Source organism: Rhizobium sp. RU36D (genome assembly GCF_900176345.1).
Classification (GTDB): domain Bacteria; phylum Pseudomonadota; class Alphaproteobacteria; order Rhizobiales; family Rhizobiaceae; genus Allorhizobium.
In genome coordinates this window covers 19241-29292 of record NZ_FWXU01000039.1, presented here as the reverse complement: position 1 = coordinate 29292, position 10052 = coordinate 19241, and the positions used below count along the sequence as shown (strand labels likewise).

At 60.8% G+C, this 10052-nt stretch carries 11 protein-coding genes and 1 pseudogene; 7 read left to right on the top strand and 5 right to left on the bottom strand.

Going from position 1 to position 10052, the window contains the following annotated elements; genetic code table 11:
- Positions 1 to 503: 503 nt before the first annotated feature.
- Positions 504 to 794, top strand: coding sequence for a GIY-YIG nuclease family protein (locus B9A97_RS27710; RefSeq protein WP_084369074.1), 291 nt, complete (start codon positions 504 to 506; stop codon positions 792 to 794).
- Between the two features lie 49 nt (positions 795 to 843).
- Here B9A97_RS27710 and B9A97_RS27705 read toward each other — a convergent pair whose 3' ends face one another.
- Positions 844 to 1584 (bottom strand): polysaccharide deacetylase family protein, encoded by a 741-nt coding sequence (locus B9A97_RS27705; RefSeq protein WP_084369072.1) that lies wholly within the window; start codon positions 1582 to 1584, stop codon positions 844 to 846.
- Between the two features lie 217 nt (positions 1585 to 1801).
- The gene (locus B9A97_RS27700; RefSeq protein WP_084369071.1) at positions 1802 to 2209 is read right to left on the bottom strand and encodes a DUF930 domain-containing protein; all 408 of its coding nucleotides are present in this window, start codon (positions 2207 to 2209) and stop codon (positions 1802 to 1804) included.
- Between the two features lie 199 nt (positions 2210 to 2408).
- Here B9A97_RS27700 and B9A97_RS27695 point away from each other — a divergent pair, with 199 nt between their 5' ends.
- The 5 genes and pseudogenes from B9A97_RS27695 (at position 2409) to B9A97_RS27675 (ending at position 6998) form a co-directional block, all read left to right on the top strand.
- Positions 2409 to 4517 carry a S9 family peptidase gene (locus B9A97_RS27695; protein WP_084369070.1) on the top strand — a complete coding sequence of 703 codons (2109 nt, stop codon included), beginning with the start codon at positions 2409 to 2411 and terminating at the stop codon, positions 4515 to 4517.
- A 60-nt stretch (positions 4518 to 4577) separates the two neighbouring features.
- Positions 4578 to 4865, top strand: a pseudogene (locus B9A97_RS27690) (type II toxin-antitoxin system RelE/ParE family toxin).
- Between the two features lies 1 nt (position 4866).
- Positions 4867 to 5166: an addiction module antidote protein gene (locus tag B9A97_RS27685; protein ID WP_084369069.1), complete on the top strand. Its 300-nt coding sequence runs from the start codon at positions 4867 to 4869 to the stop codon at positions 5164 to 5166.
- A 15-nt stretch (positions 5167 to 5181) separates the two neighbouring features.
- Positions 5182 to 5706, top strand: coding sequence for a DUF1697 domain-containing protein (locus B9A97_RS27680; RefSeq protein WP_084369068.1), 525 nt, complete (start codon positions 5182 to 5184; stop codon positions 5704 to 5706).
- Positions 5703 to 6998 (top strand): DUF2254 domain-containing protein, encoded by a 1296-nt coding sequence (locus tag B9A97_RS27675; protein ID WP_084369067.1) that lies wholly within the window; start codon positions 5703 to 5705, stop codon positions 6996 to 6998. The genes B9A97_RS27680 and B9A97_RS27675 overlap by 4 nt, the downstream gene beginning before the upstream one ends.
- On the opposite strand, the gene B9A97_RS27670 is transcribed toward B9A97_RS27675, so the two are convergent.
- On the bottom strand, positions 6988 to 7608 hold the full coding sequence (locus B9A97_RS27670) for a glutathione S-transferase family protein (protein ID WP_084369066.1): 621 nt from the start codon (positions 7606 to 7608) through the stop codon (positions 6988 to 6990). The two genes, B9A97_RS27675 and B9A97_RS27670, sit on opposite strands and share 11 nt — an antisense overlap.
- A gap of 399 nt (positions 7609 to 8007) precedes the next feature.
- On the opposite strand from B9A97_RS27670, the gene B9A97_RS27665 reads away from it, so the two are divergent.
- Complete coding sequence (locus tag B9A97_RS27665; RefSeq protein ID WP_084369065.1) at positions 8008 to 8304, top strand: hypothetical protein; 297 nt, start codon at positions 8008 to 8010, stop codon at positions 8302 to 8304.
- 106 nt (positions 8305 to 8410) lie between these two features.
- On the opposite strand, the gene B9A97_RS27660 is transcribed toward B9A97_RS27665, so the two are convergent.
- Positions 8411 to 9088, bottom strand: coding sequence for a TetR/AcrR family transcriptional regulator (locus tag B9A97_RS27660; RefSeq protein WP_084369064.1), 678 nt, complete (start codon positions 9086 to 9088; stop codon positions 8411 to 8413).
- Between the two features lie 234 nt (positions 9089 to 9322).
- Positions 9323 to 10030 carry a cation efflux transmembrane domain-containing protein gene (locus tag B9A97_RS27655; protein WP_084369063.1) on the bottom strand — a complete coding sequence of 236 codons (708 nt, stop codon included), beginning with the start codon at positions 10028 to 10030 and terminating at the stop codon, positions 9323 to 9325.
- Positions 10031 to 10052 lie beyond the last annotated feature (22 nt).

Genomic DNA, 10052 nt, shown 5'->3' with positions numbered 1-10052 from the left:
GCACCGATCACCTCCTCAGACCCCCGCCAGACAAACCCAAAAACCACAACCAGTTGGTCTTCAAATGGACCGGAAATTAAACCGGACAGCAGTGGCTCGGAGGCCGGGATCCAGCGAGATCAAGTCATTGATCGCAAAAGACTCTTCTCACGGCACAGACGCGCCGTGGCTAGATTCCGGCTCAAGGCCGGAATGACGGGGTTGTGGGGCGACTGGAGTAAAGTAGGACAGCTTCGTGCTGACATAGGCGGTGTGGCACCCCTTGGGAGGTCATTTTGGGCCGACTGGCAAACCTCGTGCCTCCGTCATCCCGGCCTCCGAGCCGGGATCCAGCGCGATCAAGTCTTTGATCGCAAAAGACTCTTCTCACGGCGCAGGCGCGCCGTGGCTAGATTCCGGCTCAAGGCCGGAATGACGGATGATATGTGTCCAATATCATGCAAGCGATGTTGTCTCACGCCTTAAAAAGACGAATAATCCAATTGAATTCGGGTGGCATTTTCATGAAGGGGTATGTCTACATTCTGGCATCGCGGCGCAATGGCACGCTCTACACGGGCGTAACATCCGATCTGTCCCGCAGGCTCCTGGAACATCAACAGGCGCTAACTCCCGGCTTTACATCGCGATATGACATCAAACGCCTTGTCTGGTTCGAAGAGCATGATCTGGTTACCGATGCGATTGCTCGCGAAAAGCAGATCAAAAATTGGCATCGGAAATGGAAGCTTGAGTTGATTGAGAGTTTCAATCCCGAGTGGGAGGATGTTTCCCATTACCTCCACGGCATATGACTGCTTTTCACGTTGGTATGCCGCCTGCCATGCGAGACCCACTTCGCTTCTACTGCCCCGCCCCCGCCATGACCCCCGGTTCGTCCAGGTGTTCGAACACGGCGCCGCGGGCCTTGAGTGCGAGGATGCCGCGGACCACGCCTTCGCCGGCGGCGTGGGTGGGTTGGTTGATGTGGGCGATAATGACGTCGCCGTTCTTGGCGTTGGCGATGCGTTTTTCCGCTTGGGCCGGAGAGAGCAGCGAGCCGCCATCGCCATTGACCGAATAGCCGGCCACCGCATAGCCCATATGCTCGATCTCCGAGATCGCCGAGCGGCTGTAGCGCGCGGTGGCGCCGCGGAACCATCTTGGCACAGGTGCGCCATTGGCGGTGATGGCGGTCGCGCCGCCCGCGACCTCCTGGGCCACGGCCTCAGGTGAGCCGGCCGCGGCGATGCCATAGACCGAGACGGGCCGGTCCACGGCCGGAATATGGTTTTCGCCGTGGTTTTCGATGCGAAACAGGTCCGGCCGGCTCTCCATCACGGTCAGGCTTGCCTTGTTGTGATGGATCCAGCGGGCCGTGACGAAGATCGTCGCCGGGATCTCTTCGTTGATGAGCGTGGAGAGGATGCGCCCGTCGGTCGCGCCGGAACAGGCGTCCAGCGTCAGCGCCACATGCAGCGCCCCGTCAGAACGATGGGCAAGTTGCAGCGTCGGCTCGACAAGGCCATCACCGGCAAGGGCGGAGCTTGCCGATAGCGTCAAGACGCAGGCGATCGTGGACAGGCGGATATGGGCACGGGACATGGGAGCGGTCTATGTTGGGGCGCCGGATGGCGGGAGGCAAACGAATAAGCCTCGGCATCGGACGCCAAGGCGCCGGAATTATGGCGGGGCATTCTTGTGCCAGGCCATCACCGCAAGGGGGGCCGGCGCGACAGACTGCTGCCGAGACGGCGCTCCCAAAGGGGCTTGTGCCTTTCGTATTTAACGCTGGCCTGGTCCGCTCCGGACGGCCGTATCATCAGTCGTAGAGATAATATTCCTGCCACTCGTCGCGGGGCACGATCTCGCCGATCTTGTAGTCAAAGGACTTGACGTTCACCCGCTGCGGGCCGGTCTCACACTTGAACTTCAGCCGATACCACTCGCCCTTGCTGCGGAACACCGCGCCGGGCGCCCTGATCTTCTCGCCCGAAATTTCTGGCTCCGAGAACGTATAGGCGATCACCTTGTCGGGGGAGAAACCCTTTTGCTCGCGCTTGATGCGATCCATCGCCTCGATATCGCAACGCTGCTCCATGCGCTCCTGCGGCGTGAGCTGCATCAACTCCTTGAGGATGCGCTGATCGACGGCAGCGGTCGCACCGGCAGAGAGCACCAAGACAGGGGGAAGCAGCACGAGGGACGATACAAACAGTCTCGAAATCATTCCGAATCCAGCAGTAGTTCAACCTGCGCGGAGTTCTAGTCGCTCATCGTTCCCGATTCCAGCACCCCAAGGTTGCTGAGATCAGGGCGGGAATGGGGCATGCAGCGATAGGCCCGTCGATTGTGCCTTGATGGCGGCCCGGCGCGCCTCTATCTCTTCGAAAGGTCAAATCGATTGAACATCAAGAAGCGAGCCCGCCTTGCCCCCCTTTGCAAACCTTGCCCCCGCCCCGTCAGCGCTGAAGAAGCCGGTCACCGATACCCGCCACGGCATTACCCGCACGGACGATTATGCCTGGCTGCGCGCCGACAACTGGCAGGCGATGTTCAAGGACCCCAGCATACTCGACAGCCGAATCCGCGCTCATCTGGAGGCGGAAAACGCCTATATGGAATCGGCCATGGCCGACACCAAGGATCTGCAGAAGCTACTGTTCAACGAGATGAAGGGCCGCATCAAGGAAGATGACAGCTCCATCCCCATGAAGGACGGGCCTTATGCCTATGGCACCGCCTTCGTGACCGGTGGCGAGCAGCCCCGCTATTTCCGCATTCCGCGCGATGGCGACCACAGGAACGAGGCGAGCCGGCAACTGCTGCTGGATGGTGACAAGGAGGCTGCGGGCAAGGACTATTTCCGGCTGGCGGGCATCGATCACTGCACCGACCACGGCCACGGCATCTGGGGTTATGACGACAAGGGTTCGGAATATTTCACCTTGAGGGTGCGCAACCTCTCCACCGGCGAGGACCTCGCCGACGTGATCGAGAACACCGGCGGCGGCGGTGTCTGGGCGCCTGATGGCAAGAGCTTCTTCTACACGTTGCAGGACGACAACCACCGCCCTTCCAAGGTGTTTCACCATGTGATCGGCACGCCGCAGAGCGCGGACCGGCTGGTCTATGAAGAGACCGATCCGGGCTTCTTCATGGGCGTCGGCGGCTCGCTGCTGGACGACTTTATCTTCATCGACATTCATGACCACGAGACATCGGAATACCGCATCCTCTCGACCCGCGATCTGACGGCCGAACCGGTCGTCGTGGCCGAGCGCGAGGAAGGCGTAGAATATTCCATGACCGAGGGCGGAGACGTCTTCTACATCCTGACCAATGCCGATGGCGCGAAGGACTTCAAGATCTGCCAGGCACCGGTGACCGCGCCGGGCAAGGACAATTGGACCGAGGTCGTGGCCCATGAGCCGGGCCGGCTGATCCTGAACCACATGGCCTTTGCTCGTCACCTGGTGTGGCTGGAACGTCGCGATGGGTTGCCGCGTATCATGGTCCGCGACTGCCGCACCGGCGAGGAACATGCGATCGCTTTTGCCGAGGAGGCCTATTCGCTGGGCCTGCAGGGGGCGGCGGAATATGACACCGACACCATCCGCTTCTCCTATTCGTCGATGACGACGCCTTCGCAGCTCTATGACTACAATATGGCGACACGCGAACGGGTTCTGCTCAAGACGCAGGAAGTGCCGTCGGGCCACAAGCCGGAAGACTATGTGACGCGCCGGGTGTTCGCCACGGCCCATGACGGCGAAATGGTGCCGGTCTCGCTGCTCTACCGCAAGGACACAAAACTCGACGGCTCGGCGCCCTGCCTGCTTTACGGCTACGGCGCCTACGGCATGACCATTCCCGCCGGCTTCAACACCAATTGCCTGTCGCTGGTGGATCGCGGCTTCGTCTATGCCATCGCCCATATCCGCGGCGGCAAGGACAAGGGATTCCAATGGTACGAAGACGGAAAGATGGAGAAGAAGGAAAACACCTTCAAGGACTTCATCGCCGCCGCCGACCATCTGGTGAAGGAGGGCTTCACGTCCTACGAGAACATCATCGCCGAGGGCGGCTCGGCCGGCGGCATGCTGATGGGCGCTGTCGCCAACATGGCGCCGGAGAAATTCGCCGGCATCATCGCCGCCGTGCCCTTTGTCGACGTGCTGAACACCATGCTGGACGACACACTGCCGCTGACGCCACCGGAATGGCCGGAATGGGGCAATCCGATCGAATCGGAAGAGGAATATCGCTGGATTGCTGCCTATTCTCCTTACGACAATGTCGGCGCCAAGCCTTATCCGCCCATCCTCGCGCTCTCGGGCCTCACCGATCCGCGCGTGACCTATTGGGAGCCAACCAAATGGGTGGCGAAGCTGCGCGAACATACGACGGGCGACGCTCCGATCCTGTTGAAGACCAACATGGCCGCCGGCCATGGCGGCAAGTCGGGCCGCTTCCAGCGGCTGGAGGAAATCGCGTTTGAGTATGCTTTTGCGGTGAAGGTGTCAGGGAAGATGTGAGGGGCAAGAGCCACCGCCTGACCGTTTGACCCGGCATCATCTGTGAACTATAGTTCACAGATGATCGAAGTTCGACAACATCCGGATTTCGCTGACTGGCTGCGCAGGCTATGAGACCGGCAAGCGCAAAAACGCATTGCTATCCGCCTGGTTCGCCTTCAGGCGGGTTTGATGGGCGACGTCAAATACTTCGATGGTATTGGCGAGATCAGAGTCGATCACGGGCCGGGATACCGGGTGTACTTCGTCAAACATGGAGACCGCATCGTCATTCTGCTTTGCGGTGGAGACAAGAGTTCTCAAGACCGGGATATCCAGAAGGCCAAGCTCCTGGCGAAAGAGGTTTGACATGGCAGTCGAGACAATTCCCTTCGAACCCTCGGACTATTTCAATGATGCAGAGGCCCAGGCGGAACTGCTGGCGGATGCCGTCGATTCCGGCGACGCACGATACATTGCGCAGGCACTCGGCATCATCGCCAAGGCCAGGGGCATGTCGAACGTGGCGAGAGAGGCTGGCGTTACCCGAGAGGCGCTATACAAGGCGCTGAGCGACAAGGGCGATCCGAAATTCTCGACCGTGCTCGGCGTGGCTCGCGCGCTGGGACTTAAGCTGACTTTGGCGCCTGCGTCTGGCACCGCGCCATAACGCCAAGGATAGATCATGCTCCCTTACATCGCCCTGATCCGGGCCATCAATGTCGGCGGCAGCGGCAAGCTTGCCATGTCGGATCTCAAGGCGATTTGCCTGAAGCTCGGCTTCAAGGACGTGTCCACCTATATCCAGAGCGGAAACGTGGTGTTTCGTACTGAGGGCTCGGAGGAGGAGGTCGCCGCGAGACTGGACGCGGCCCTTGCCGAGGTCTTGGGCAAGGCGCCGGACGTGATGGTGCGGACGCTAGCGGAATTGTCAGGCGTGCTCCACGACAATCCGTTTGCCGCCATGGAGCCGAACCGGGTGCTGGTAAGCTTCTTTTCCACACCCCTGCCCGACGATGCGCTGAACGGGATCGTGGCGCCCGATGGCGAGGAGGCTGTCGTGCGCGGCCGCGAGATCTATGTTCACTATCCCATTGGCTCGGGACGGTCGAAACTCAAGCTGCCGGCGCTGAAAAGCGGCACGTCGCGCAATATCAATACGGTTGTGAAGCTTGTCGGCCTCGCCAAAGATTTGGACGTTTCCCGATGAGCCGGGGCTGGTGGCTGGCCCTGCAGGTGGTGAGGCGGTTGTGGTTTCGCGCGGCTCTCTACGCCGTCATCGCCTTCGTCACCGCCATCCTCGGCATTGTCCTGGGGCCGCTCATCCCAGAGCGCATGTCGGACATGGTCGGCGCCGATGCGGTGGATGGCATTCTCTCCATCATCGCCGCGAGCATGCTGACGGTGACCACGTTTTCCCTGTCGACGCTGGTCTCAGCCACGTCGTCGGCGGCTACCAGCGGAACGCCGCGGGCCATCAGCCTGGTGCTGCAGGACAGGACGGCGCAATCGGCGCTATCAACGTTTCTCGGCGCCTTCCTGTTTTCGCTCGTGGGCATCATTGCCCTCAACACGCATCTTTATGGCGGAGGTGGGCGGCTCGTCCTGTTAGCCGCGACGCTGATCGTGGTGCTGCTGATCGTGGTTATGCTGCTGCGCTGGATCGACCATCTGGCGGGACTGGGACAGGTGGGAGAGACGATCGATCGCGTGGCTGACAGCACGCGGGCGGCTCTTACCGAACTCAGCCAGCAACCCTGCATGGGCTGCCATGCCATGCGCGCGGTTCCACCGGGCGCGAGGCCTGTCTATCCGCTGGAAGCAGGGTATGTTCGCCATATTGACCTGACCCAGTTGTCCAGCCTCGCCGAAGACCTGGATCGGCAGCTCTATCTGGCGAAGCGACCGGGGGATTTCTGCTCTCCGTCAACGCCGCTTATCTATATATCCGCGCTGGACCATCAGGATGCTGAGCGCGAGGCCATCCTGACCGCGATGCGAAAGGCCTTCACGCTGGGCCACAACCGCAGCTTCGAGCAGGACCCGATGTTCGGCCTGACCGTGCTGTCCGAAATTGCCTCGCGCGCGCTATCTCCAGGGATCAACGATCCGGGCACCGCGACCGATGTCATCGTCCAGGCAACCCGTCTCTTCTGCGACTACTTCACGCAATGCGAGGCGGCGGCGAAGGACAAGGCTTCCGGAAGAGACGCGAAGCACAGCAGGCTTCATCTGCGGCCCTTTACGGCGACAGAGCTGGTGGAGGCTGCGTTCCTGCCCATCTCCCGCGATGGGGCAGCCTTTGTGGAGGTAGCGATCTCGCTGCAACAGGCGCTTTCTGGCCTGTCGGCATCTTCGGACCAGGCCTTCGCGGACGCGGCCAGGGCCATGTCACGGACAGCCCGCGACCGCGCCATGGCATCGTTGACATTCGAGGATGACCGGCAGCGGCTTCAGCAATGGACCGATCCGCCGCCCGCTGCCGAACCAATCAGCCCTTGAGCCAATCCATGACCGCCTTCACGGCGGGGCGCTCGGCCATACGCTTGCTGTGATCCTTCACCCTGGGGAAGCGAGCGGGATCGACGCCATCGGCCTCCAGCCAACTGGCGAGGGTGAAGAGATAGGGGTCGGCGATCGAATAGGTGTCGCCCATGACCCACGGCCCGGCGAGCATGCGGGTTTCGATCAGCTCGAAGCAGGCGGCCATGTTGGTGGGAACCTTGATCTTCAAGGCCTCGATGACCGCGGCATCATCAGACCAGCGACTGCCACGCATGCGGTGGGCATGAGCCACGTGGACCGTCGAGCAGAGGTAGCTGTTGAAGGACTGGATCTGCGCAACGGCGAAGGGATCGGAGAGCGGCGCCAGCTCTGCCGCAGGGAAAGCCTGGGCAATATAGGTGAGGATCGCCGGCGTCTCGGTGATGATGCCGCGATCGGTCACCAGCGCCGGCACGCGACCCTTGGGGTTTACCGCTAGAAACTCGGGTCGCTGTTGCGCGCCCTGCCCCAGCGCCACGCGCTCCGCCTCGTAAGCAGCACCCGCCTCCTCCAGGGCGATATGCGAGGCAAGCGAACAGCTTCCTGGCGCGACATAGAGTTTCAGCATGGCACTTTCTCCTTTGGCGGCTGCGGACCTCCCGAATAGCATTCGCCACACGGCCTTGCCAATTGAAAGCTGTGGGCCAGCGGCTCAACGGGCAAGTCTGCACGTCCTGATGGAAGACCGGCCAAAGCGATCTCGCCTGCCATTCCGGCGTAGCTCCGTTGCATCAGGTGATCGACGGCCGGATAGACCCAGATATGGCCGACGCAAGAAGCATGCCGCGAATGTGGCGATGCGCGGCAAGGGCGAATGACGCAAGCCTCGCGCAAGCTTCAAAGGTTAACAAATGGTTAACGCCGGCATCGAGAGGTTAATCGACGCAAGGCAGCAGTCACGATCATGGCCCAAGCCGAATTCTCGGCTGAGGGTCTTCGCTAGACACTCTAAGGATGGAGGCCTGCAATGAGGATTGACAGTGGCCTGAGCAATTTCTTCTACAACAACCGGTTCCAGCACACGGATACCGAAGTCGAAGATACGTCCGCCGCGACCACCACGGCCTCGCGCCCGCGGACGGCGAGCAATCCATCCGTGAGCAGCACTCTACTCTCGTCCTCCCTGGCAAGCGCGCTATGGACCGTCGAAGGCGCCAAGCGCGGCGGCGCCAACCAAGCCGAAGAGCTTGCCCGCGCCTCATCGGCCGAAAAGGTCGAAGCCTTTTATCTGGAATATGCCATGCCGGTGGACGACGTTCACTAAGGCAGGCAGAGGCCGACCAGCAGCTAAGGCCATGTCGATATCAGACTTCAAAGCGAAGCCGTGGCTTTTCCTCGGCTTTTTGCCGTTCAGGCGCAGCCTTGCGGCATCAATTGCCAGCCGGTGATGGATCCGTTGCCGCTTCCCGACAGCTGCCTTTCGTGCATTCGATCCCGACAAGCTTCATCGCCAGTTCGACGCGGTTCTCAACGTCTTCGGCAGTAAACTCCTGACAGCGCAGCAGTGCCATCATGTGGGACGAGCCGATTGTCGCGCCCACGAGCGGCTCAACCATGGCGACCGCCGACGCGGCACCCGCAACGCCAGCCTTTTCCAGCTCCAGCAGACGATCGCGCAGCGTCGTCTTAAAGCGTTCTATGTAGTTGTTATAAAAACTCTTGGCGAGCTCCGGATAGTTTGGCGCTTCGGCAATGACGAGCCGTGTCAGCGCCACATGCCGCGGATCCAGAATGAACTTGGTCACCGTGATCAGGGTATCACGCAGCAGCAAGGCGGATGCCGGGTCGTTGGCATCGGCCTCGATTTCCGGAAATTCCGGCATATCCTCGCTCTGCAACAGCTCGGAGAATACGGCTTCCTTGTCGGAGAAGAACTGATACAGCGTCTTCTTGGACATCTCCGCGGCGCGCGCGATCTCTTCCATCGTCGAGGCGCCGTAGCCCTGCTCGACAAATACTCTTTCAGCCGCCGCAAGGATCAAGCGACGACGCTCCATTGTCGAATAGGCCAACGGCCTGCCCGGCCGCATTTTGAGATTCGTGTTCATGGTCCCCCTTGGTTCCGAGCTTATAAGGGCACGGCTGCCCCCCGCCAGTTCCTTGGCTGTCGAGATTGATCAAAACTGATCAAATTGCCAGCACAAAAATGACTACACGGAGAATTGAACCAAAGAAAGTATAAACTCTCACAAAAGCGTCACGAATGCCAAGCGCAACGGTTGCAAAAACGGGAAGACATGGCCGGGATGGTGTCTCGGCCACGTCTTATGCTTCAATGTGCCTCATCCATGGCGATGCGAAGCCGCGCATGTGTGATGTTCAGCTTCATGCCCATGATCGTGGTGATGATGGTCGTGATCAGCAGCCGCGGCCGGCGCGCCGGATCGCCATTCCCGCAGCGACTGGCCGAGGATCTGGAAGGCCGATGACAGGAACAGCCCGCCCATGATGGCGGCGACGATCAAATCCGGCCAGGCTGACGCGGTACCCCAGACGCCGACCGCCGCCAGCATGACGATGACATTGCCGATGGCATCGTTGCGCGAGCAGAGCCAGACGGAGCGGACATTCGCATCGCCATCCTTGTAGTTCATCAGCAAGAACACGCTGGCGAGATTGGCGCCAAGCGCCAGGAAGCCGATGGCGCCCATGACAGGGGCTTCCGGAAGGCCCATGTAGAAGACACGGTAGATGGTGGAACCGAAGACCCAGAGGCCCATCAGGAAAAGACTCACGCCCTTGGCGGCCGCGGCCGTGGTGCGCACTTTGAGAGACGCGCCGATCACGGCCAGTGATAGGCCATAGGTGACGGCATCGGCGAAGAAGTCCAGCGCATCCGCCTGCAGCGCCTGGGAGCGCGCGAGATGTCCGCCTGCCATTTCCACGACAAACATGCCGGCATTGATAACGATGACGGCCCAGAGACGTCGGCGATAATCCGCCGACATGCCATCGAAGGGACCATGGGTATGGCCGCAGCTTGCATTCATTTTTCTGCCTTTCGCGTCTTGT

What these genes read in the sequence shown, in the direction of transcription:
- B9A97_RS27710 (WP_084369074.1), top strand. Translation starts at nt 504, where the DNA reads ATGAAGGGGTATGTCTACATTCTGGCATCGCGGCGCAATGGCACGCTC.
- B9A97_RS27705 (WP_084369072.1), bottom strand. Translation starts at nt 1,584, where the DNA reads ATGTCCCGTGCCCATATCCGCCTGTCCACGATCGCCTGCGTCTTGACG.
- B9A97_RS27700 (WP_084369071.1), bottom strand. Translation starts at nt 2,209, where the DNA reads ATGATTTCGAGACTGTTTGTATCGTCCCTCGTGCTGCTTCCCCCTGTC.
- B9A97_RS27685 (WP_084369069.1), top strand. Translation starts at nt 4,867, where the DNA reads ATGGCAGTCGAGACAATTCCCTTCGAACCCTCGGACTATTTCAATGAT.
- B9A97_RS27680 (WP_084369068.1), top strand. Translation starts at nt 5,182, where the DNA reads ATGCTCCCTTACATCGCCCTGATCCGGGCCATCAATGTCGGCGGCAGC.
- B9A97_RS27675 (WP_084369067.1), top strand. Translation starts at nt 5,703, where the DNA reads ATGAGCCGGGGCTGGTGGCTGGCCCTGCAGGTGGTGAGGCGGTTGTGG.
- B9A97_RS27670 (WP_084369066.1), bottom strand. Translation starts at nt 7,608, where the DNA reads ATGCTGAAACTCTATGTCGCGCCAGGAAGCTGTTCGCTTGCCTCGCAT.
- B9A97_RS27665 (WP_084369065.1), top strand. Translation starts at nt 8,008, where the DNA reads ATGAGGATTGACAGTGGCCTGAGCAATTTCTTCTACAACAACCGGTTC.
- B9A97_RS27660 (WP_084369064.1), bottom strand. Translation starts at nt 9,088, where the DNA reads ATGAACACGAATCTCAAAATGCGGCCGGGCAGGCCGTTGGCCTATTCG.
- B9A97_RS27655 (WP_084369063.1), bottom strand. Translation starts at nt 10,030, where the DNA reads ATGAATGCAAGCTGCGGCCATACCCATGGTCCCTTCGATGGCATGTCG.